The sequence below is a fragment of the Exiguobacterium sp. s149 genome (genome assembly GCF_018618395.1).
GTDB classification, from domain to species: Bacteria; Bacillota; Bacilli; order Exiguobacteriales; family Exiguobacteriaceae; genus Exiguobacterium; species Exiguobacterium chiriqhucha.
The window spans coordinates 1-23,058 of sequence record NZ_JACSLZ010000007.1; the positions used below are offsets into that span (position 1 = coordinate 1).

The following is a 23,058-nucleotide window of genomic DNA, read 5'->3' on the forward strand; positions in this document are numbered from 1 at the left end:
ATTAGGCTACCTCACACCGATAAAATATGGTGTGGTGGCAGCCTAATAAGGTGTTTTTATTAGTGTCTCATATAGCTAGGTCAGTCTAGATGCGCCTGCTTTTTCTACTACTAATTTAGAGCCCAGGTTGGAGCGGGAGCAAAAGCATCGCCCCGTAGAAAAATACAGTGAAAATCAACACCGGTCGAAAGAACCGTGATGGTTTTTGGCGAGTCGCCCCTGCCATAAAGCTCGCCGTCGTCACGACGAACAAGTAAATCCCGACATACATAAAGATGAGTTGCGGGATGACCTGCTACACCTGAGCATCGTTCGATGAGTTGAACCAGGCGACGAATACGAGGGCGTACAGGATGAACGCGACAATACCGACACCGACACCGACAAGCGGTGAGACGCGGTCAAACCAATTGTCCTCACGTTGGAACCGCTGAAACAGAGCCACACTGATGAAGACAAACAACGCGAATACGAGAAACGACAACACGCGTGGCTCGAGCGGGACGAAACTCGCGACAATCGCGACAATAAGCATCAATAACCAAATTATTTTTTCCATATAAAACACCTCAAGGATGAGTATATCAGACCTTTACTCTAGCTGGTAAATTCCCCTAGTCGTTACCATGAAAGTGGAGATGTACTACTTGCGTGAGTTCCAGGCCGATAGCGAACTCAAATCGGCCATCGATACTTACATATCGTTCTACAACCATGATCGTTTCCAGAAACGACTAGGCGGCTTGAGCCCTGTCTACTTGACGGGGAGCAGTTCAGTTTGATGAGTTTCTTTTTAAATTTAATTTTTGGCGTGATTAGGTTTTCTCCCTGTGCCATACACAATCATCGTCAGAGAAATAATCAAACAAATCAATCCTCCAAGACCCGTTGTGAGGACTGAAAGTTGATCATCAAAGAACATTTTGCTAATTGTTAAGAAGATTAAAAACAACCATCCTAGAACGTTAATCGTTATTTTTTTGGACAATGGAAGTCCCCCCTTTATACTTGAACAAGAGTTATTGTTAGTATCTCACTAATGTAATGTACGCAGCAGGATAATTAGATGTCGTATTCGGCTTTACTGTCAATTTAACTCCAGTAATTGATTTTTTAAGAATCAGAATGGCCGAATCTTTCCACCATGCAGTTTGGCGATTAGCTAGGTCACCAGCTGTTCAGAGAGTAACTGTAGTCGCCACTGTTACAAAGTTCGGTATTTTTTTTATAACTTTGATAGCAGCAAGAACATTGGGACTATTAGCAATCACATAATCAGCCCCTGGATTAGAAAGTAATCTTGGCCAGTCTCTTGAATTATCAAATTTATTAATAATTTTAATGATATCATTTCTAGTCATATATCTTACATAATCTTTAGTAGTACCGCCATATGGTGGTTGAACCACAGCCATTGGTGAGATACTAGACTTCGATAAAGAGGCAGCTAATTTTGTAGGAGCAGTTAAGTTTTCTTCTGGTCCGACACTTTTTTGAATTTCCGAGTTTCTGAATACTGGATCTTCGAGCTTAGATTGGTACTCTAACACATGCGCATTTGGAACTTCAGACATAATTACTTTTGTGTCGTCTGAATATAGAACAACTTGAACTGTTTCCTCTAAAGTTCCTTCTAAATTATTTTCTGCAGATGCTTTTTGGAACGGAATTAAGGTTCCTATTATCAGCATCACAGCGCAAAAAAATCCGATTAACTTCTTCATTCCTTTTCCCCCTACATCTCTATTTCGTTACCAAATAAAAGGTGAATTACTTTTACACAATAATTGTAATTACCATTTATTTCAACCTTCTGATTCTTTTTATCGGGCTTGAGATACTTATAAAATAATTATCCCACCCTAACGGACTAATTAGCTTATGCTATTGAATAACTAAATGAGCGCAAACAAAAACCACCCGTTACAAGGTGGTTTTTTGCTTGCACTTACAGTTTGAGGATTAAACTTTTCATTCTTGTATGTTTCAAGTAACTCTTCAAGCTCATAACTTCTATCATAAATGTCTGTCGTTACGCCATCAGATACACTTCCACTACACTCAAAAGTTGTCCATCTTTGAATATGCAGAACATTTCGTTTCAACCACGCAGAGACTATAAATGGCACATAGCATCTTTGCTGAACCTTTAGCATAATGCATGTTTTACGAGTCCATGCAATGAACTGACGAGGTCTATGAAAGTAACCTTAAGGGAGCATAAGCAAGAAAAAAATTATGAGTCTCTAGAAAAAGCAAGAAATGAACTAAAGCCATTCTATAAACAAAAAGCAGACATATCTATGCCTGCTCTCCATTCTTTACCCATTCATATACCCACGCTGCTTCATGCTGACGTAATGGTCCTCCCCGATGATGACGTGGTCGAGACAAGCGATGCCGACAATATGACCGGCCTCGACGAGCCGCTCCGACACCTCGATGTCTTCCCGGCTCGGGGTCGCGTCCCCGCTCGGATGGTTATGGACGGCGATGAAACAAGCGGCCGACAGTTTGAGCGCTTCGCGGAACACATCGCGCGGATGGACGATGGACGAATTGAGCCCGCCGACGAACAACGTCTTCCGGGCGATGAGCTGATTCTTCGTGTTCAAATACAGGCAGATGAAATGTTCCTGATTCAATAGCCGGAGCTCATCACGGAGCAGTTCATAGGCGTCCTGCGGCGAGCGGATTGTCGGCGTCTCCACTTTCGGTTCCTCGACATAACGGAGACCGATTGTGAACGCCGCAAGCAATTGCTCGGCTTTCTTCTTCGTCATGCCTTCAATCTGACAGAGGTCGCTCACGGTCGCCTGCGATAGCGCCCGGAGCGTCGGATACACGTCGGACAGCCGTCGGGCCGTCTCATGCGGGTCGCCACCCCTGCCCCCGATTTGGAGCAGCCGGGCGATCGCGGATTCAACACTTCGGTCGAGCACCATGGTCATTCCTTCACCAACTTTCGCTTCAATCACAGAAAGCGCGGCGATACCCCGTGTCGTTCGAGCGTCTCGACGAGCGGACGAATCGGCAGACCGACGACGTTATAAAAGTCCCCTTCGAGCCGTTCGACGAACAGACCGCCCGACCCTTGAATCCCATAGGCACCAGCCTTATCATACGGCTCCGTCGAATCGAGATAGCCGTCTAGCCATGCGTCCGGAATGTCGATGAACGTGACGTGCGTCGTCGTGACGAACAAGTCTTGGCGTTCAGGCCCGATGATGCTGACGCCGGTGAGCACTTCATGCGTCGCGCCCGAAAGCCGTTGCAGCATGTCCCGCGCGTCGACACGGTCTTTCGGCTTCTCTAAAATCGTCCCGTCTAAGACGACGACCGTATCCGAGCCGATGACGACGGCGTCGCGGTTGTCGCGGGCGACGTCCATCGCTTTCTCGCGAGCGAGGCGTCCGACGTACTCGTCCGGGTGTTCCCGACCGTTCGTCCCTTCGATGACGTTCGTGGGGATGACTTCATGCGTGATGCCAGCCTGGGTCAACAGCTCGGTCCGTCGCGGCGACATCGAAGCGAGGATGACACGTTTCTGTGTTGGTTTCATTGTAACGACTCCTTCCATATGTGCGTAACGGGCTTCTTTTCCGTATCACACTTCACTGTCGATTGTAGGCAAACGGGCACGTGAATACAATCAGAGACCTCTCAAAAAAACGCCCCTTCTTTTCGAAGGGACGTGCGTTCACGGTGTCGTATAATCGTACACCGGGATGTCTTTCGGTGTGAACGTCTGCGCCGGTACGTAGCGGTCTTCGACGAGTTGATCGAGGTCCGGGCGATAGAACGCGTCGAGTTCGACCGTGAAGTCGAGCGGCTCAGCCGTCTCGGTCGTGTTCGGTCCCGTCTCCGTAGGTCCAGTGAATTGGACCGTGCGCAAGATGTGAATCCGGTTCATCGACTCGACCGACTCAAGGAATAAGACGAGCGACTCGTACGTGTCCGCTTGGAGCGACACCGTCGAGCGGACCGATGAGGCGTTGACCGGCGTGATTTCGACCGGTTCGACCGGTTCAGCCGTTGGGCTCACATCGTTCGGTTCTGGCTCATCGATGTCTTTTGGTACTTCCGATTCGGCTATGATGCCGTCGGCGAAGGCGATGCTCGTCACGCGAACGTCAGACAGTTGGCTCGCCTGGGATAGCGTCTCGACGACCGTGTCGAGCGCTGCTTCGGTCGGGACACGCGTCTGCAGGCGCTGCGAATCGGCGACGTCGACAACTTCGCCTTCTTGGCGCAACAGTTCTAGCTTCGTTTGTTCGAGTGACAGTTCCCGTTCGAGCGACTTGACGTTGCCTTGGTGGATGAAATATTGGTAACCGAAATAAGACGGTACGGCGATGGCCGCGAACAAACAGATTATGAAAATTAAATAAATCGTCGAGCGTTTCATTCGCTCACCACCTCCTCATCGGTCGTCTCTTCCGTCTCGCCGTCCGGTGTCTCACCATCTGGGGTCTCCCCTTCCGGCGTCTCCGGTTCGGCATCGATGAACGTGAAGGTGAACTCGCCGATGTAGCGTGGGAGCGGTTCGTCTGTCGAATCGAGCACACTCGGCGACAGCGTCGAATCCGTGTCGGTATCTGTCTCCTCCTGTTCCGTCTCCGCTTTTGTCTCGGTCGTCACGCCGAGCAGTTTGACATTCTCAAACCGCACGTCGTTCAAGAGCGAACGTTGGAACACATTCAAATCGGCGAGCGTCTCGAACTGGGTGCGCACGCTCATCAGCGAACCGTCGGCGTAGTTGTACGTCAACACGTAGCCCGTCGGCGGCAGTTGTTCCGTCAAGGCCCGCAGTGCTGGTACGGCTAACTTCTCTTCGGCCGTGAGCGCCGTCACCGTCTGGTCGAGTGATAGGACTTGTTGCCCCTTCGAGTTCACTTGCTCGGTCTGATAGATGCGGACGAGCTGCAACTGTTCTTCGACCTGGGCCTCGTTCTGCTTCAACTCGTTCACTTCATAGAACAAGTAACCGGTCGCCCCGCCGCCAATCAAGAGCGCGAGCAGGCTCGCGATAATCGGCCACCGGAGTGTCACATCGGTCGAGTTGATGAAGTTGGCGTCGTGCTCTTTTTCGAGCGTCGCCATTCCGAGGAGCGGCAACATCTGGTGCGACAACGGTGTCGCATGAGAGAGCGGGAGCGGGTCGTCGATGCGTTTGACCGGCACCATCGCCTCGCTTTCAATCGTCCGGACGAGGTCGTCGAGATTCGGGACCGTCCCCGAGACGAGCAACTCGTCAATCGGACGTCCATCCGTCCGGAGCGAGTAGCGATAGAAATCAAGGAAGCGAGCGAGTTCGTTCAACCACTCGTCCGTCTGCGTCGCAAGCGTCTCCTTCGAGCCGCTATATGTATACATGATGATGCCGTCCGTCGTCTCGGCGCGATACGGGAGGTCGGTTTCGATGGCCCGGATGAACCGGACCTGTCCTTCCTCAAGGACGAGCAATTGGTGCGCGAACGGCGTCACGTGCCAGAGGAGCGTCGATTTGAGCGGGTCGAGCGTCTCGAGTCGGCTCACCCCGTTCGCGATGGCGACCGGGCGTGGGACGATTTTCTTCAATTGGAATCCTCGTTTTTTCATGTAAGCGCGGATGGCTTTCGTCAACTCGACCGAGACGGCGTGGAGCATGACCTCGGTCTTTGTCTCCGTCTCGCCGAGCACCTCGTAGTCGAAGGCGACGTCGTCGAACGGTAAGATGATCGAGCTGCCGATTTCCATGAACAGATAGCCTCGAATCTCATCTTTCGGGATTGTCGATGGAATCTCGACTTTACGGGACAATACTTCGGTCTCGGCCATATCGACGGCACAGACCATCCCTTTTCGTACTTTCAATTTACGGCACAGTTCATCGAATGCGAGACCGAATGCGCTCTCGTCTTCAATCCGTCCCCCCACGTACGCGCCTTTCGCCAATTGGACGGACGCGCTGCGTTTGAACACGCCTTGTTTAATCACGGCCCCGTGGATGCTGAGCGCATCGAACGAGAAATACGCGACCGTTCCTTTCTCTATAGACCGGCTCATGCTGGTTTCCCCCTACATCAAATCAAAATACCAATCAAAGAAGCGTTCGCTGAACCAAAACGTCAGCATCGTGCCGAGTGCGATCGACGGCACGAACGGAATCGGCTGTTTGCGATCCATCCGTTTCAAGCCGATGAGCGTCAATCCGACGATCGCGCCAATCAAGCTCGATAAAAAGAGTGCGACGAGGACGTCGCGCGGCCCGAGAACGAGCCCGATTACTGTAAATAGTTTGACATCGCCGGCCCCAAGTCCCCCCTTGGAGACGAAAAAAACGGTGGCGAGGACAGAGAAACCGAGTGCCGCCCCGGCAATCGGGCTCCACCATGCCACACCCGCGCTATAGGCGAGCAATAGGAGGACCGGTGCCGTGAACATGAGGATCACGTTCGGGACGAGCATCGTCGACAAATCCGACATCGCCAAGGCGAGGAGCGTCGATAAGAAGACGAAGGCGAGAAGCGTCGTGAGGCTAAAGCCATACAGCCAGAAGCTATAGGCGTATCCGACCGCTCCAAGCAGTTCAAAGAGCGGGTACGTCGGCGCGATCCGCCCGCCACAGCCGCGGCATTTCCCGCGCAGGAACACGTAACCGAAGACCGGAATCAGTTCCCAAGCAGATAAAACGTGTCCGCATGACGGACAGTGCGAGCGCGGCGTGATGATGGACTGTTTGCGTGGCACGCGGAGCCCGACGACGTTCGTGAATGACGTGATGACGGCCCCGAGGACGAGGCTGTAAATGAGTCCAATAAGTTCAACCAATCAAGGTCACTTCCCTTACTTGTAAGTATATGCCAAAAACAGAAAACCGGCTAGGCTGAGCGAGTGCCCAGCGCCAGCCGGATTAGTTCATAATTAACTATTAGTTGCCATTGCCAGTCGCAGCTTGAGTAGACTTATCGATTACACTGTCTCTTGTTACTTGGTTTTCTACGACAGCAGTCCCTTCACCGATTGCCTTTTTACTTCCGACTAATTTTACAGCATATGTGTATTTTCCGCTCGCTTCAGTAATAACAACTTGAGCAGTTGAATATGCACCATTGCCAAAGGGATCTTTTAAGCCATTAACGTATTCTAAACCTTTAGCATTTGTACCTGTAAATTCTAAAGTTGTAGATCCAGGATTAGAAGTGGTATGAATTTTAGCTGCACTTACCATCTGTTTCGCATCGGCAACCATCGCATCTTTACGTGAGTTCTCGATAATTCCACCAATTGCGACAACGGCGATTGCTGCGATAATCCCCAAGATAACGACGACGACGAGCAACTCGACGAGTGTGAGTCCGCGCTCATCTTTCAATTGTTTGGCATCTTGCCAAATCATTTTCATTTTCTTTAACATGATTCATTCTCCCCTTTTGTGTGTTTTGCTGTGTTGTGTGCTGCATGCATTACCTTCGACCTAATAATAAGTAGAACAATTTTACTATACATTCAAAAAATAGGATTGAAAAGATACAAATCTGCAATTAAATAAAAAGTTTCTACTGATTTTGGATATCGCCATAAATTTGGAACATCGGGACGACAATCGCGATGACGATGACCCCGACGATGCTCGCCAAGACGACAATCAACAGCGGTTCGATAATCGATTTTAGGCGGTCCGTCGTCGTCTCGACCTCGGTCTCATAAAACTCCGCGACCTCGTTCAACATCGAGTCCAAATCCCCGCTCTCCTCGCCAACCGCAATCATTTGCGTCATGAGCGGCGGGAAGCTGTCGTTCCGTTCGAGCGGTTCATGGAGTGGAATCCCTTGTGCCATCATCTTGCGTGCTTGAGCAAGACCTTTACGGATGACACGGTTCGAGACGATCTTCTCGGTAATCTCGATTGCAGATAAAATCGGGACCGCCGCTTGGAGCAAGACGGCCAAACTTCGCGTCAATAACGCGATTTGCGATTTCAGGACGATAGGCCCGAAAATCGGCATCTTCAACAGCAATCCATCAATCACATACCGTTCCTTATCGCGTTTCAACATCCACGTAAAGACGAGCAAGGCGAGGAGCGCCCCACCGAAGATGAGCCACCAATAGGCCGCGACGAAATCAGAGACGGCAACGACGATGCGCGTGATGAGCGGGAGTTCCCCGCCGAGCTGTCCGAAGATGCTCGCGAACGTCGGGACGACATTCACCATGAGGAAGGCGACAACGCCGATGGCGACGATTGAGACGACGAGCGGATACGTCAACGCTGAGATGACTTTCCGTTTGACGTCATATTGTTTTTGGAGCTGAAGACCGATTTGGTCAAGCGCCTCCTCCAAGTTCCCGCTCGCCTCACCCGCGAGTGCCATCGAGCTGAAGAAGTTCGAGAACACACGCGGATGTTTCTTGATCGCCTCCGAGAAGGCAATCCCTTCACGTAAATCGTCCTCGACTTGGCTGAGCGTCTTCTTCAACACTTTCGACTCGGTCTGGACGCGCAAGATGGACGTCGCCCGAACGATTGGCACGCCGGCCCGGATGAGCGTCGCGAACTGGCGCACGTACATAATCAAATGTTCAATCTTGACCCGCTCGGGGAGCAAGTTCACTTCTTTATTCAATCCCGTCGACTCGAGTTCAGCGAGCTCGGTGACGAGAATCGATTCTTGGCGTAGCTTTTCTTTCGCCTCCCGGAGCGAGACGGCGGTGACCCGCCCTTTCTTTCGCTTCCCGTTCAGCAGTTTGCCCTCGTATTGGAAGATGGCCATTCAGTCACCTCTCTTCATTTGGTACGGCGTTCGGGTTGATGACGCCTTGACGGACGAGCTGTTCAATCGCCATGTCCATCGTCTGCATCCCGTTCTGCCGGTTCGTCTGGATGACGGTCGGGAGTTGGAACTCCTTCTCGTTCCGAATCAAGTTGGCGACGGCCGGATTGCCAATCATAATCTCCATCGCGGCGACACGACCTTTCGGAACGTCGACGCGCGGGAAAAGACGCTGACTGACGACACCGAGCAGGACGTTGGCGAGCTGGGTCCGAATCTGGTCCTGTTGCTCGGCCGGGAACGCGTCGATGACCCGACTGACGGTCGACATCGCGCTCGATGTGTGGAGCGTCGCCATGACGAGGTGGCCCGTCTCGGCAGCCGTCATCGCCGTCGAAATCGTTTCGAGGTCACGCATCTCCCCGAGCAAGATAACGTCCGGGTCTTGACGGAGCGCGGCTCGAAGGCCGTCGACAAACTTCATGACGTCCGAGCCAATCTCGCGCTGGTCAACGATGCTCTGGTCGTGCGAGTGCAAATACTCGATTGGATCCTCGAGCGTGATGATCCGTTTCCGCTGCGTGCGGTTAATCTCGTGAATCATCGCGGCGAGCGTCGTCGACTTCCCCGACCCGGTAGGACCCGTGACAAGGATGAGACCGTACGGCTTCTCAATCAACCGTTTTAACACTTGCGGCAAATCGAGCTCGTTCATCGTCGGGATTTCCCCGGAAATAGATCGGAACGCGATGGCGACCGTGCCCCGTTGGTAATAGGCGTTGACGCGGAACCGCGATACGCGCGGGACCCCGAACGAGAAGTCGAGGTCGCGTTGCATCTCGAGCCGGCCCCGCATCTCTTCGGTCATGATCTCTTTCAAATAACTCTCGATATGGAGCGGCAACACTTTCTCGTCACCCATCGTGATGAGGCTGCCGTCGACCCGGATGATCGGCGGCGAGCCGGCGGTCAAATGGATGTCCGATGCGCGTTGTTCGACCGCTTTCGTTAAAATCACTTCAATCGATTGATGGATCATAGGCTCACTCCGTTATCACTGTTCTCAATATTTCTTCGGTGTTCGTCAGTCCGAGTGCGACTTTCTCAAGTCCATCGGCGAGGAGGAAGCGGACGCCTTGTGCTTTCGCATAGGCGACCATCTCGGCCTCTGTCGCCTGGTTCATAATCAACCGGCGCAACCCTTCATCGATCGGCACGACCTCATGGATGGCGAGCCGTCCACGGTATCCCGTGAAATTACAAGAGGCGCAGCCGTTGCCGCGCATGATCCGTTCGATAGGAATGCCTTCAGCAGCAAACAGTTCCTGTTCCCGTTTCGAGACCGGCTGTTCGTGCCCGCAGTCCCGGCAGACGCGACGGACGAGCCGCTGGGCGATCAGTCCGGACGTCGACGCGGCGACGAGGAACGGTTCGACCCCCATATCGATCAAGCGTGTGATCGAGCTGATGGCCGAGTTCGTATGTAGTGTCGATAACACCAAGTGGCCGGTCAATGACGCCCGGATGGCAATCTCGGCCGTCTCGGTGTCCCGAATCTCCCCGACCATGACGATGTTCGGGTCTTGTCGCAAAATCGAGCGCAGCCCCGACGCGAACGTCAAGCCGACTTTCGAATTGACTTGCACTTGGTTGATCCCGTCGAGCTGATACTCGACCGGGTCCTCGACCGTGATGATGTTCTTCGATTCATCGTTCAGTTCGCGCAGCGACGCATATAACGTCGACGACTTCCCTGACCCGGTCGGTCCGGTGATGAGGATAATCCCGTTCGGCCGTTTCAGCATGTCGCGGTACACCGCCTCGTTCTCGTCGCCGAAGTCGAGCTTCGTCAAATCGGTCAACCCTTCCGAGGAGTCGAGCACCCGGATGACGATTTTCTCGCCATACATCGTCGGGAGCGTCGAGACGCGGAAGTCGTACGGGCGGCCCCGAAGCGTATATTTGATGCGCCCATCCTGCGGTAAGCGGCTCTCGGTGATGTCTAAGTTACTCATGACCTTGAGCCGTGTCAGCATGACGCTTTGAATCTTTTTCGGATAAATCGCTTCGGTCCGAAGGTCACCATCGACCCGGAAGCGGACGTGCAACTGCTTCTCATGAGGGTCGAAGTGGATGTCCGAGGCGCGTTGGTCAATCGCGCTCAAGAACAGCTGATTGACGAGCCGGATGACCGGTGCGTCATCCCGCGACGCCATCTCTTCGCGTTCGAGTTCTGGTGCTTCTTCTTTTAAAATCTCGATGAGTGACGCGTCCATCTCGTAATAGCGGCCAATCGTCTTGCGAATCTGCTCGCGCGTGGCGATGCCGACCTCGATGTTCATTCCCGTCTGGAGCCGGACGTCATCGATGGCAATCAAGTCGAGCGGGTCCGCCGTCGCGATGAACAGCGTGTTCCCTTGTAGCGAGATTGGCATGATGTCATGTTTTTGGGCGATGACTTTCGGGACGAGTTTCGTCACGGTCACGTTGATGTCTTGGGCATATAATGAAATGACCGGCACGTTCAACTGTTCGTGCAACACTTGAATCAATTGCGTCTCGGTCAAATAGTTCAATCGCATGAGCGCATCCCCGAGCTTTTCCCCGGTCCGCTTTTGTGCGAGCGCTTCGTCGAGCTGGGCTTGCGTGATGATTCCCGCCTCGACGAGCATCTCGCCGAGCCGTTTTTTTGTTCGTCTCAACTTACTTCACCATCCTCTGAGGTTCCTCCCGAGGCACCTCGTGTGCGAAGCCCCGTTGTTCAATGAATGAACTAAGCGCCGCTCCACCAATCAAACCAAGAGACAGGAGGACCCATACCCACCATGCCCGCTCGAGACCTTCATCAAAAATGGTATACACACCAAGGGAAAGCAAAGCTACAAATAGTGAAATAGTACCTTTCGTCTCACGCTTTCGAATGTATGGGATCGACAAGGCGAATACCGTCAATGTGGCGAGTACCCAAAAGGCAATCAAAATTAAATATCCGATCATCCGACTGCCCCCTCACTTGGTACCGGGTCAGTGTCGTGAACCGGTGGCTGTTCTGGCTGTTCATTATAGTCATTTATGTTGTCATCTTGTACATCGTCATTTGGTAGCCATTCATTTAGCCATTCCTCTGGATTTTCTGGCAAAATCGGAATAATAATTGGTTCGGTCGGTTCTGGTTCCGGTTCTGGTTCTGGAATCGGTACAGAACTCTTTGTCAAAATTTCTGGAATTGGTTCGTAAAAGTCAAAGCCGAGTAGTTCAATCGACTCACCCGTTTCAGTAATGCGGACACGATACAATTTACCTGATTCCCCGGTTTGCCCAGATTGGGTGACAGATGAACTACCAGCAGTAAGTGAAGGTGAAAAACGAACGATATTTTGATACGGTACGCTCGTCACGTCTTCTACACGCGACTCATATGCTCCAACGAACGCCTTACCAAGTAACTGAATCGTCATTGTGTTGCCTTCTTCTAACACGATGAGCGCATAAGGCGTCTGTTCCGTGTTCTGGACGGCGAAGTTTGAACGTTCGTCAACTTTAACGTCATAGCCAAGCTCAATGCCAGCTGGAAGAGTCTCATGTTGAACACGTTCAAGGATTTGAAACGGTGTTGCCGCGAATAATTGATACATCGATGACCCAAGCGTACTAAGTGCTTCAAAGTCTTCGCCAAATGTTTTTAGACTAAAAATGTCTCCCGCTTCCATCTCAAAGCCATTCATTCGTTCAATCGCTACTCTCATTTCTGGTGTTGGACTGACAGTAATTGTCGCAACGACTTCACTCTCTGCCGTAGTCGTTTCCAAGACAATGTCTGAATTGAAGCTTGAAGCTGCCTCAACAAGTGGCGGGGTGACCATTGTGAGCGTCACTGGTTGATTATTTAAGTAGGGAGTAAGTAATTCCTCATCAACTGTCGTGACAAGAGAATATTCTCCAGAAGTTTCAATTCCATCGAGCGTCGCATCGACGTTGAACGATACGACATCTTTGCCGATTTCGAGCGCCGTTCCATCGACGAGGGTTACGATAAAGGGGGTATTATTAAAATCTTTAATTGCATTATCGAGCCGAATGATCGCTTCTTCTCTCGTCATCCCCGATACATCAATGCCGGCAACCGTTGTCTCTTTGTATGTAGCACTTGTCTTCGCCGATGCCTCGAGATAATTGACAAGTCCAATCGTCGGCAGCGATACGAGTAAGACAAGTCCAATGAGGATGGAGACATGCATTCCAAACTGTTTCATTTTAAATTCCTCCACTTTGTAAAAGTTCTCATGGGTTAGTAATCTCTCTAACAGTCCCTTTCTTTACAATCAAGTTTGTTTCTGAACTTGCCTCTCCAAAGAAAGGTAAGTCATCTAATTCAATGGATGCTGCATTGACTTTCGCCCCACCACTGATTGTGAAAGTGTCGGAAACAATGCCCCCATTCACCGTACCACCCTCGATGATTTCAACATGAGCGTTCGGCGCAAAAATCAATTTTTTCGGTGCATTGATTTGAGTCGCGCCGGTTACTTTCACATTTTGCCCACCTGACAAAATACTTCCATTCAAGGAGGCCGAACCAACGAACTCTAAGTTGGCATCTTTCGCATAAATCGAGGCATTAAATTTTCCATATCCAGAACTCTTTACTAGTTTCGTTTGACCATTAGAAGGTCCGATATATATGAACAAATCATTCCCGTCGCTTTCGTTCACATGACCGTTTAATGAAATGTTGTCAGCTAGGTAAATCGTCAAACTCCCGCCCGGTTGACTCTTCACATCTAAATGTCCGATTCCTTGAATCGAATTAACGTATAAGGACACATCCTTATCTTTCACGTTAATCGTCAAACGATAGTTACTACTCAAGTTAATGTCGTTCACTTTATAATCTTGATCCAAAATGAGCTCATAATCACTGACAATCCAGTTCGAAATATTGATATTACCTTTTGAAATCACTTGGTACTGACTGCTGCCCGCTTTAAAAGTAGTATCGGGAATCATCTTATAATTGAAATCATTTGCTGATGGAAAGTCAGGAAGTGTTAAGCTTAAGTTAAAGTCTTCTTTGTAAATTATAGGTCGCTTTTGATCCAGCCACCAATTCGGCGCCAAAATAGTTTTGGAATGAGACGAGGGTAACGTGTAGACAGCTCCGTTGATTGTCGGGTTGCCGGTAACCTCTAACATATTTTGAGCGTTCGATTCTAGGAGGATATTACCTGTCACGACCCCGTTGGCGAGCTTCATTTTTCCTTTGGAGTATATTCCTAAGTTGGAAGGAAGGGTTGGTCCCGGCTTCCGCTCGAGATCCAACGAGTAACTTGTTTGCAACGTTTTTTTTCGCACACCGACCTGTCCAGTCGATGTGATGATGTAGTCTCTAACCGTTCGATCTGATGAAACGTTACTCATCTTTACAGTTACCGTAGCCAATGGTTGAATACCTTTCTGTTTCTCAAAAGAAGAAAACACTCGAGGTTGAGTACCAGTTAAAATGTTGGCATTTACATAGTTATAGTACTGTTCATCCGTCATTTTGTTTAAATTTTCCACCTCGTCGAGTGCTTGTTGAATCTGATCAAGTGTATATGTAATACCACTTTCAGCGATGTAATAGGCAGATTGTTCTTTGACTTCTCCGTCCGAAAGAGACACGGAATTCAAGCTAGACTGAATCATGCTTAAACCAATTGAAGAAAATAGTAAAATCACTATCAAGACTAAGATGAGAGTATTCCCTTTTTCTTCTTTGGCGAGGCGCCAATTATTCCAAGTTTTCAACTGCCACACCTTCCCCGATAAACAGTTTTGTCGTTACGACTTTTGAAGGCTGATTGACACCCTCAAGTTTTAAATCGATTGTTAACATTTGATCCTTGAAATTAAACGTCAACGATTCGATGCCTCGCGCAATCACTTCATTGTTTCGATAAATGACTCCATTACTCTCTTTGTATGTACGGCTATTCACAGTCAAGGTCGAGGAATTCATTTCAAACGTGTTGCTTCTGCGAACATCAGTAGTAATCATCTTAATGACTAATCGCATCTCTGCCGTTTGATGATCTCGTAATTTTTCGGATTGATTGAATTGAACAAGACCAGTCAAAATATTTGCCAATACGATTATTACAATTGAGCTAATGACTACTGTCACCAGCAATTCGACTAAAGTAACGCCTTTTGATTCATTACGGATTTTGATAACAAATTGCTTCATCCCCACCTCAAGACGCCCTCCAGTTTTGTATTAGAGTCAATCGTTGCCTCTTCAAACACTTCAATAATGACTCGATTTAAAGCTGAGGGACTATTCTCCACCCTTAAAACGATGCGCCGATTATCCAGCGGAATCGTTTTTGAGAATTCCAGCCATGCCGTCCCATTTATTGAGGACGTTTGTCGATAGGTATAGCCGAGTTCTTCAACTATTTGAATTCTCGTCTTGCCACTAGTCTCCTGCCCTTTTGCTTTCATCAACTCGAATTCATTTTGAGCAACGTAAGATAAATCCATCATCGTCCGAGAAACCGTATTAGTTTGGGCACTTTGAACGAGAAGTCCATAAAAGCTTGTAAAAATAATACCGAGGAGAACAATAGAAACTAATACTTCTACTAATGTGAAACCTTTCTCACTCTCCATACTGCACCTCACTACTCCTCAAAGTGGATTCCCATTCAGTTTATCCCAATCTAAGACTATTATCCCATATCTATAATCTTTTTCTTACATTTTTTGAATATCTTTAGCTAAATGATTTCTGACTTCACTGATAAAGTAGAGCGACCCCGTTACGACGAGCGTCTCGGATTTCGGTGCTTCGAGCCATGCGGACAACCAATCCTGCCAGTCCACGTAACGAGCACCGTCCGCAATCAGACTGTCTTTCGTTCGGGTACGCGGGAAATCGAACGTCGTCTCATAGACGTCCGCGACTATCTGGAGCGACGCGACCATCGCCTCGCGGTCCTTGTCAGCGAGAATGGCTGCGAGGACGGTCACGTCACGCTCGAGTTTCAGTTGTTCGACGAGTGCGGCAACACCTTCCGCGTTATGCGCCCCGTCGAGCACGATGCGCGGCTGTCTCGAGATGAGCTCATAGCGTCCCGGATGTTGCGCCGACGCCAGCCCCGCTTGAATCGCTTCTGTCTTCCATCCAAGATGACGGGCGACCGCGACGGCACATGCCCCGTTGTATGCTTGATGATGTCCGGTCAATCCGAGCGTCACCGGAGGCAAACCGTCATAGGTCACAGTCGTCTCGGACCCGTCCTCGATTGACGTGACGAGCGGCGTGACGTTGTGAATCGGCGCATCCATCGTCTCCCCTTGTTGCACGAACAAGGCGATCAACCGCTCCTCCATCAAGCTATGGAACATCGGCACGCCATGTTTCATGATGCCGAATTTCTCGAGGGCAATCTCTTCGAGCGTGTCGCCGAGAATCCCTTGATGATCATGTCCAATCGACGTCACGATGGTCGCGAGCGGCTTCTGTAACACGTTCGTCGAGTCAAGCCGGCCGCCGAGCCCGACTTCCCAAATGACGAGGTCGGGCTGTTGTTCGTGGAAATAGAGCCAGGCCATGACCGTCAGTAGCTCGAACTCCGTCAACGTCTCTGGTGATGTTGACGCACAGTCACGAACTCGGTTGGCAATATTGACGAGGTCGTCCTCACGAATCGGTTCCCCGTTCAACATAATCCGCTCTTCGAACTGGATAATGTACGGTGAGATGAACGTCCCGACGTTCAACCCCTGTTTCATCGCCATCGCCCGCAAGAAAGCGACCGTCGACCCTTTCCCGTTCGTCCCCGCCACATGAATCGAAGGCAACTCTTTGACCTGTAGCGCGTTCAACATCCACTCGATTCGTTTCAAGCCCGGTTTAATCCCGAACCGCAGCTGGCCATGTAGCCAATCAAATACATCTTGTCTCGTCTCCATCTTCCATCACTCCCGTTTTCACACTTCCCTCTCATCTTACCAAAATTCGCGAAGCACTACGCACGGAATCGGCTGTGCTATACTCGAGGCGAAGAAGGAGGAATCACCATGACAACCAACTGGAACTTCGAGGCGACCTACCTCGATCTCCGTGACATCTTTTACGACCGGGGACCGGTCCATCCGGTCGACAAGCCCGAGATCGTGCTTTGGAACGAACCACTCGCCGAGACACTCGGCCTCGACGCCGAGGTACGCCAAGACATCTCGCTCTTCGCTGGGAATCGCCAGACCGACACGTCGTTCTCGCAAGCGTATGCCGGCCACCAGTTCGGCCATTTCACAATGCTCGGTGACGGACGAGCACTCGTGCTCGGGGAACATGTCACCCCGAACGGCAAGCGTTTCGATGTTCAATTGAAAGGCTCAGGTCCGACCGAGTATTCACGCGGCGGCGATGGACGAGCCGCCATCGGGCCGATGGTGCGCGAATTCCTCATCAGTGAGGCGATGCACGCCCTCGGTATCCCGACGAACCGGGCACTCGCCGTCGTCGCGACCGGGGAGCCGATCATGCGCCAAGGGCCGAAGCACGGTGCCATCTTGACGCGCGTCGCGTCGAGCCACTTACGCGTCGGCACGTTCCAATATGCCGCTGCGGCCGGATCGATTGATGATGTCATCGCTCTCGCCGACTATGCGATTCGTCGTCATGACCCTGACCTTGAAGGACAGCCGAATCGCTATGAACAGTTCCTCGGCCGCGTCATCACCCGCCAAGCGAAGCTCATCGCGGATTGGCAACTCGTCGGATTCATCCACGGTGTCATGAACACGGACAACACGTTCATCAGCGGTGAAGGGATCGACTATGGCCCGTGTGCATTCATGGATACGTATCACCCGAACACGGTCTTCAGCTCCATCGACCGCGAGGGACGCTACGCCTATGCGAACCAACCATATATCGGGTCGTGGAACTTGGCCCGCCTCGCCGAGACGCTGTTGCCGCTCCTCGCTGACAAGCAAGAAGCCGCCGTCGATATCGCCAACAAGCTGTTGAACGACTACACGGAAACGTATAAAGAGGCGTACTTTACTGGGCTCGCCCATAAAATCGGGCTCTATGTCCGAAAAGACGGGGACGATGCACTGACGGACGAACTGCTCCGACTCATGATGGAGTCTGAGGCTGACTTCACGAACACGTTCCGAGCGCTCACACTCGACGACACGGACGCGCTCTTTTTTGCTAAACAGGACGACGGCAAGGCGTGGCTGTCCGCTTGGCAAAAACGCCTCGGGGAGCAAGGTCTCCCGGATGAAGACGTCATTCGGCTCATGCGTCAGCATAACCCGGCCGTCATCCCGCGTAATCATCATGTCGAGGCCGCCCTCATGGCAGCCGAACGCGGTGACTTCGGTCCGACCCATGCACTGCTCGACGTATTGCGAAAGCCGTACGACTACGAAGCAGACTATGGACGATATGTCTCTCCCGGACCGCCTCGCAGCTATCCTTATCAGACGTTTTGTGGCACATGAACCATTCTGCTTCGGCAGGATGGTTTTTTTGGAACCTTTTTTATGTTCGAACGTAAAGTGGATAACATCACTTTTAGGAGGTCCAACATGCTTCTACTCACTTCGCTCATCACGTTAGGTTTTGCCTGTTTGATGTCAATCGAACTATTGCAAGGACCTTTCATAGACGGCTGGGCATGGCTCATGCCCGCCTTTTTCTTAGCTGTTTCGTTTTCGACTTTCATGAGATATTTGAATAATTTTGATTGGGACGAATCGAAATGAAGATGACTGTCTTGCTCATGACGATTATCGTCGTGTCCACGTCCTATCTCGTCTACAGTTTTTATTTATCGTTGACGGGTCAGCCGATTCAGCCGCAAGTAAACGGACTCGCAATCGGCGCCTTGCTCACGTCATCTTATTTCGTGACAACCGGTCGCCTCCCGTTTTGGATAGAACCAGAGGCAGAGGACGTATAAAGGTTCTTTATTCCATCTTACTAGGATTCGGAAGCATCCTTTATGTCGTCTATGCCACTCATCTATTCCCCATTGGCCATCCTCAACCGCTCTTCTTGCATGTTTTGATTGCCACCACTGTATTTGGCATCATTTATATCGGACGCAAACACAACCCCGAACATCGATAACGATGCTCGGGGTTGTTCTTTCATATAGACTTATAGTCCGAAATGAATCATGTCCTTCTGTTCGACTTGGGCTTGAGCGATTTTCGAGATGAGTCGATGCAGTTCGTCTGATTCATGCGTGTACATTACCTGTTTGACAACTTGATAGAACAGTGCCAGTGACTCATGTGGAATGAGCGTGATCCCGCATTCGTCTAATCCGAATCCAGGACGGTCATAGGAGTGGAAATACGTGCGCATCTCGTTCAGCTCCTCGATAAACCCATCCACCCACTCTCCATCCACCGAGACACAGTCAAAACGTTCAGGTGTATACGTATCATATGATGATTGACGATTTGTTGAATCCAATACACCGAATTCGTGAGTGTACGACATAATATTCCCTCCTCCTGAATGATTGCTTACTTCATCGGAAAATCAGCCGACCACGCCTCCGGTAGCGAGTCCGAAAGGTCGAGCAACACGTCTTCCGACACATTCCCGGTCACGACAATGAGCTTGCCTTGGTCCACATACTACAAACCGTTCCCTTCCGGCTGATTCAAGCGATACCGCTCGTTCGAAACTTCGCGCTGTTCAATCAATTCTCCATCGGCCACACTAAACGCATCGGTCACTAAAATCGTGATGCATTGCGTCTCATCATACAAAGTCCACATCTCCACCGGCCGCTCGAGCTGACTCATCTCGAAGTTGTCGACAAACAGCTCTTCTTCAGGCAAGTCCAGCCCGTGGCGGACTTTTTCGGCCGCCTCGGGAGTCGTAAAGTTTTGAATCCCGTGCAACCCCCACTCCTCGTCCCGTGAATAGTTGAATACGCCGAACGAATCGTCGCGGTTTGGTAACTTAATGGCGATGAGTCCGAGGTCATCAATGACGGTTTCATAAATCACACCGTCTTTCGATGGTCGCTCGGACGTGCCATCTGTATATTGAAGCGTGTATTGGGACGTGACCGCATCGACTAGTCGAACGGTCCCTTTCGGCACGTCCTCAATCATCGAGCCGAACACTTCTTTGTCCGTCATTACAGGAATATCCTTGGAAGACGTCTCTTCTGCACTTTCATTAATTGTCACTCCTAATTCCGTCGGTTCGATCGGTTCAGCTCGTTCCGCCACACACCCACCCAATCCCATCACAGCCAAACCTAAAATCATGCCGATTCGTCTCATGTCACTCCACCTTTGCATCGTCTCCTCTCCTAAATTCCACCAAACGACAAAAAAACCTTCTTCGGAGAACAGGTCTCCAAAGAAGGTTGATGTCTTACTTACGCAACTCTTCCAAACGGGCGCGAACCGCGTCACGTTTATCGAGGTAGTCTTTTTCTTTCGCCTTCTCTTCGTCGATGACGTGAGCCGGGGCCTTGCCAGTGAAGCCTGGGTTGCCGAGTTTCTTCTGAACGCGCTCGACTTCCTTCTCGTACTTCGCCACTTCTTTCTCAAGACGGGCGATTTCTTCTTCAAAGTTGATGAGGTCGGCGAGCGGGATGAACAGTTCCGCACCCGTCATGATGGCCGACATCGACTTATCAGGAGCCGTCAAGCCACGTCCGATTTCGAGCTCAGTCGCGTTCGTGAACTTGCCAATTGTTGCTTCGTTCGCGCTCAAGTAATCTTGAGTCGCCTCATCCGACGTCGAGATGAAGAGCTGAATCGGTTTCGACATCGGGGCGTTCACTTCCGAACGGATGTTACGGACCGAACGGATGACGTTCATGACCGCTTCAAACGCTGGTACCGAGTCCGCGAAGTGGAGCTCGTCGCGACGTGTCGGGTAGCTCGCACGGACGATTGAGTCACCTTCGTGCGGCAAGTGCTGCCAGATTTCCTCTGTGAGGAACGGCATGAACGGGTGCATGAGACGCATGATCGAGTCGAGCGTGTACGCGAGCACTGAACGTGTCGTCGCTTTCGCCGCCTCGTCCTCACCATAGAGCGTGAGTTTCGCCATCTCGATGTACCAGTTACAGAACTCTTCCCAAATGAAGTTGTACAAGTAACGGCCGGCTTCGCCAAACTCATACTTGTCGACGAGACGTGTCACTTGGTCGATTGTGTCGTTCAAGCGAGTGAGAATCCACTTGTCAGCGAGCGTCTTCTCACCTGACAAATCGATGTCCTCATACTTCATGCCGTCCATGTTCATAAGGGCGAAACGGCTCGCGTTCCAAATTTTGTTCGCGAAGTTCCATGTCGATTCGATTTTCTCCCAGTAGAAACGAAGGTCGTTCCCTGGTGTCGATCCCGTGAGGAGGAACCAGCGGAGTGAGTCCGCACCGTATTGGTCGATGACTTCCATCGGGTCGACGCCGTTACCGAGCGACTTCGACATCTTGCGGCCTTCCGAGTCGCGGATGAGACCGTGGATGAGCACGTCGTTGAACGGCTGCTTCCCAGTGAACTCGAGCGATTGGAAAATCATGCGCGATACCCAGAAGAAGATGATGTCGTAACCCGTGACGAGCGCGCTCGTCGGGAAGTAACGTTTGAAGTCTGCTGAGTCCGTATCCGGCCAGCCCATCGTCGAGAACGGCCAGAGCGCTGACGAGAACCATGTGTCGAGCACGTCTTCGTCTTGGTGCCAGTTCTCACTGTCCGCCGGTGCTTCTTTGCCTACATAAATCTCACCTGTCTCGTTATGGTACCACGCCGGGATGCGGTGGCCCCACCAGAGTTGACGGCTGATACACCAATCACGGATGTTCTCCATCCAGCGAAGGTATGTGCCTTCGAACCGCTCTGGGATGAAGTTGACTTTCGTATCATCATGTCCTTGTGCTTCGAGCGCAGCTTTCGCGAGCGGCTCCATGTCGACGAACCACTGTTTCGAAAGATACGGCTCGATGACCGCGCCTGAACGTTCCGAGTGGCCGACCGAATGCGTGTGCGGCTCGATTTTGACGAGCGTGCCGTCTGCTTCCAAATCTTTGACGAGTTGTTTGCGGCATTCAAAGCGGTCGAGCCCTTCGTACTTGCCGGCGTTCTCGTTCATCTTGCCGCCTTCGTCCATGACGAGGATGCGCGGGAGTTCGTGGCGGTTCCCGATCTCAAAGTCGTTCGGGTCGTGCGCCGGTGTGATCTTGACGCAACCTGTACCGAACTCCATGTCGACGTAGTCGTCAGCGACGATCGGAATCTCGCGGTTCATAACCGGAAGCATGATCGTCATGCCGACGAGGTGCGCGTAACGCTCATCTTTCGGGTTGACGGCAACGGCCGTATCGCCGAGCATCGTCTCCGGACGCGTCGTCGCGATCTCGATGTGGCCTGAGCCGTCCGCAAGCGGATACTTCATGTGGTAGAATGCGCCTTCGACTTCTTGATAGATGACCTCGATATCCGAAACGGCCGTCTTTTGCGCCGGGTCCCAGTTGACGATATATTCGCCGCGGTAAATCAAGCCTTTCTCATAGAGGCGGACGAACACTTCCTGGACCGCTTTCGAGAGTCCTTCGTCGAGCGTGAAGCGCTCACGTGAGTAGTCGAGACCGAGGCCAAGTTTTGACCATTGGGCACGGATCGTATCGGCGTACTCGTCTTTCCATTCCCACGTCTTCTCGAGGAACTTCTCGCGTCCGAGGTCATAGCGCATGATGCCGTCCTCACGGAGCTTCTGTTCGACTTTCGCTTGCGTCGCGATCCCGGCGTGGTCCATCCCTGGGAGCCAGAGGACGTCATAGCCTTGCATGCGCTTGAGGCGCGTCAGCAAATCTTGGAGCGTCGTGTCCCATGCGTGTCCGAGGTGAAGTTTCCCCGTTACGTTCGGTGGCGGGATGACGATCGTGTACGGCTGTTTTGAATCGTCCTCGTCTGCTTTGAATACGTCGTTCTCTAACCAGTAGTCATACCATTTCGCTTCCGTCGCACTTGGATCGTACTTCGTCGGCATGGTGATTTCGTTTGTCTCGTTGGCCATATGCCCAACCTCCTCTAATAATGTGGACAAAAAAACGGCTACTCTCGTCCTTAACGCTAAGGACGAAAGAAGCCGTATCTTCCGCGGTACCACCTTAGTTCGCCACTTGTGGCGCCCTCAAAATCGAATAACGGTCGATGGACCGGACCTTCCTACTTCGTTCAAAAGGTCAGCTCCGAGGCGACTTCCGCACCATCCTTCGCGGCCTCGCACCAAGCGGCCGCGTCTCTGAAAAAGGATGTT

At 51.2% G+C, this 23,058-nt stretch carries 22 protein-coding genes, 1 pseudogene and 1 other annotated feature (1 of these 24 only partly in view); of the genes and pseudogenes, 3 read left to right on the forward strand and 20 right to left on the reverse strand.

Translation table 11 applies throughout. The features are described 5' to 3' along the window. Positions 1-295: 295 nt before the first annotated feature. On the reverse strand, positions 296-559 hold the full coding sequence (locus KNP81_RS15285) for a hypothetical protein (RefSeq protein ID WP_251130340.1): 264 nt from the start codon (positions 557-559) through the stop codon (positions 296-298). 64 nt (positions 560-623) lie between these two features. Between KNP81_RS15285 and KNP81_RS10630 the strand changes: the two are divergent. Continuing rightward, positions 624-782 (forward strand): annotated as a pseudogene (locus KNP81_RS10630) (IS3 family transposase); the annotation flags it as partial. Between the two features lie 396 nt (positions 783-1,178). On the opposite strand, the gene KNP81_RS10635 reads toward KNP81_RS10630, so the two are convergent. The 16 genes from KNP81_RS10635 to KNP81_RS10710 form a co-directional block, all read right to left on the reverse strand. Further along, positions 1,179-1,724: a hypothetical protein gene (locus KNP81_RS10635; protein ID WP_214719925.1), complete on the reverse strand. Its 546-nt coding sequence runs from the start codon at positions 1,722-1,724 to the stop codon at positions 1,179-1,181. Between the two features lie 597 nt (positions 1,725-2,321). Further along, positions 2,322-2,951 (reverse strand): RadC family protein, encoded by a 630-nt coding sequence (gene radC / locus KNP81_RS10640; protein ID WP_214719926.1) that lies wholly within the window; start codon positions 2,949-2,951, stop codon positions 2,322-2,324. Positions 2,952-2,974: 23 nt separating this feature from the next. Then, positions 2,975-3,562 (reverse strand): Maf family protein, encoded by a 588-nt coding sequence (locus tag KNP81_RS10645; RefSeq protein ID WP_251130341.1) that lies wholly within the window; start codon positions 3,560-3,562, stop codon positions 2,975-2,977. Positions 3,563-3,700: 138 nt separating this feature from the next. Beyond that, entirely contained in the window at positions 3,701-4,408 is a 708-nt protein-coding gene (locus KNP81_RS10650) for a hypothetical protein (protein WP_214719928.1), read from the reverse strand. Then, the gene (pilM, locus tag KNP81_RS10655) at positions 4,405-6,048 is read right to left on the reverse strand and encodes a pilus assembly protein PilM (RefSeq protein ID WP_214719929.1); all 1,644 of its coding nucleotides are present in this window, start codon (positions 6,046-6,048) and stop codon (positions 4,405-4,407) included. The genes KNP81_RS10650 and pilM overlap by 4 nt, the downstream gene beginning before the upstream one ends. Before the next feature lie 12 nt (positions 6,049-6,060). Further along, the gene (locus KNP81_RS10660) at positions 6,061-6,813 is read right to left on the reverse strand and encodes a prepilin peptidase (protein WP_214719930.1); all 753 of its coding nucleotides are present in this window, start codon (positions 6,811-6,813) and stop codon (positions 6,061-6,063) included. Positions 6,814-6,913: 100 nt separating this feature from the next. Continuing rightward, complete coding sequence (locus KNP81_RS10665; protein WP_214719931.1) at positions 6,914-7,399, reverse strand: prepilin-type N-terminal cleavage/methylation domain-containing protein; 486 nt, start codon at positions 7,397-7,399, stop codon at positions 6,914-6,916. 142 nt (positions 7,400-7,541) lie between these two features. Then, on the reverse strand, positions 7,542-8,759 hold the full coding sequence (locus KNP81_RS10670; RefSeq protein WP_029595836.1) for a type II secretion system F family protein: 1,218 nt from the start codon (positions 8,757-8,759) through the stop codon (positions 7,542-7,544). 4 nt (positions 8,760-8,763) lie between these two features. After that, on the reverse strand, positions 8,764-9,798 hold the full coding sequence (locus tag KNP81_RS10675; protein ID WP_021066866.1) for a type IV pilus twitching motility protein PilT: 1,035 nt from the start codon (positions 9,796-9,798) through the stop codon (positions 8,764-8,766). A 4-nt stretch (positions 9,799-9,802) separates the two neighbouring features. Next, a complete protein-coding gene (locus tag KNP81_RS10680) occupies positions 9,803-11,461 on the reverse strand; it encodes a GspE/PulE family protein (protein ID WP_214719932.1) in 1,659 nt (552 codons plus the stop codon). A gap of 1 nt (position 11,462) precedes the next feature. Continuing rightward, complete coding sequence (locus KNP81_RS10685) at positions 11,463-11,756, reverse strand: hypothetical protein (protein ID WP_214719933.1); 294 nt, start codon at positions 11,754-11,756, stop codon at positions 11,463-11,465. Then, a complete protein-coding gene (locus tag KNP81_RS10690; protein WP_214719934.1) occupies positions 11,753-13,012 on the reverse strand; it encodes a G5 domain-containing protein in 1,260 nt (419 codons plus the stop codon). The genes KNP81_RS10685 and KNP81_RS10690 overlap by 4 nt, the downstream gene beginning before the upstream one ends. Positions 13,013-13,040: 28 nt before the next feature. Next, entirely contained in the window at positions 13,041-14,546 is a 1,506-nt protein-coding gene (locus KNP81_RS10695; protein ID WP_214719935.1) for a DUF7305 domain-containing protein, read from the reverse strand. Next, positions 14,530-14,985, reverse strand: coding sequence for a prepilin-type N-terminal cleavage/methylation domain-containing protein (locus tag KNP81_RS10700; RefSeq protein WP_353048087.1), 456 nt, complete (start codon positions 14,983-14,985; stop codon positions 14,530-14,532). Before KNP81_RS10700 ends, KNP81_RS10695 begins: the two co-directional genes overlap by 17 nt. Next, positions 14,982-15,410 carry a type IV pilus modification PilV family protein gene (locus KNP81_RS10705; RefSeq protein ID WP_214719937.1) on the reverse strand — a complete coding sequence of 143 codons (429 nt, stop codon included), beginning with the start codon at positions 15,408-15,410 and terminating at the stop codon, positions 14,982-14,984. Before KNP81_RS10705 ends, KNP81_RS10700 begins: the two co-directional genes overlap by 4 nt. An 84-nt stretch (positions 15,411-15,494) precedes the next feature. Then, the gene (locus tag KNP81_RS10710; protein WP_214719938.1) at positions 15,495-16,715 is read right to left on the reverse strand and encodes a bifunctional folylpolyglutamate synthase/dihydrofolate synthase; all 1,221 of its coding nucleotides are present in this window, start codon (positions 16,713-16,715) and stop codon (positions 15,495-15,497) included. A gap of 108 nt (positions 16,716-16,823) precedes the next feature. Between KNP81_RS10710 and KNP81_RS10715 the strand changes: the two genes are divergently transcribed. Both KNP81_RS10715 and KNP81_RS10720 read left to right on the forward strand, forming a co-directional pair. Next, on the forward strand, positions 16,824-18,260 hold the full coding sequence (locus tag KNP81_RS10715; RefSeq protein ID WP_214719939.1) for a protein adenylyltransferase SelO: 1,437 nt from the start codon (positions 16,824-16,826) through the stop codon (positions 18,258-18,260). A gap of 260 nt (positions 18,261-18,520) precedes the next feature. Continuing rightward, entirely contained in the window at positions 18,521-18,721 is a 201-nt protein-coding gene (locus tag KNP81_RS10720) for a hypothetical protein (RefSeq protein WP_214719940.1), read from the forward strand. 200 nt (positions 18,722-18,921) lie between these two features. Here KNP81_RS10720 and KNP81_RS10725 read toward each other — a convergent pair whose 3' ends face one another. From KNP81_RS10725 to KNP81_RS10735, 3 genes are all read right to left on the reverse strand, one after another. After that, positions 18,922-19,269: a short-chain dehydrogenase gene (locus KNP81_RS10725; RefSeq protein WP_214719941.1), complete on the reverse strand. Its 348-nt coding sequence runs from the start codon at positions 19,267-19,269 to the stop codon at positions 18,922-18,924. A 140-nt stretch (positions 19,270-19,409) separates the two neighbouring features. Continuing rightward, complete coding sequence (locus tag KNP81_RS10730) at positions 19,410-20,087, reverse strand: hypothetical protein (protein ID WP_214719942.1); 678 nt, start codon at positions 20,085-20,087, stop codon at positions 19,410-19,412. A 76-nt stretch (positions 20,088-20,163) separates the two neighbouring features. Next, complete coding sequence (locus KNP81_RS10735; RefSeq protein WP_214719943.1) at positions 20,164-22,815, reverse strand: valine--tRNA ligase; 2,652 nt, start codon at positions 22,813-22,815, stop codon at positions 20,164-20,166. A 55-nt stretch (positions 22,816-22,870) separates the two neighbouring features. Beyond that, positions 22,871-23,058, reverse strand: a binding site (T-box leader); it runs 32 nt beyond the window's last position.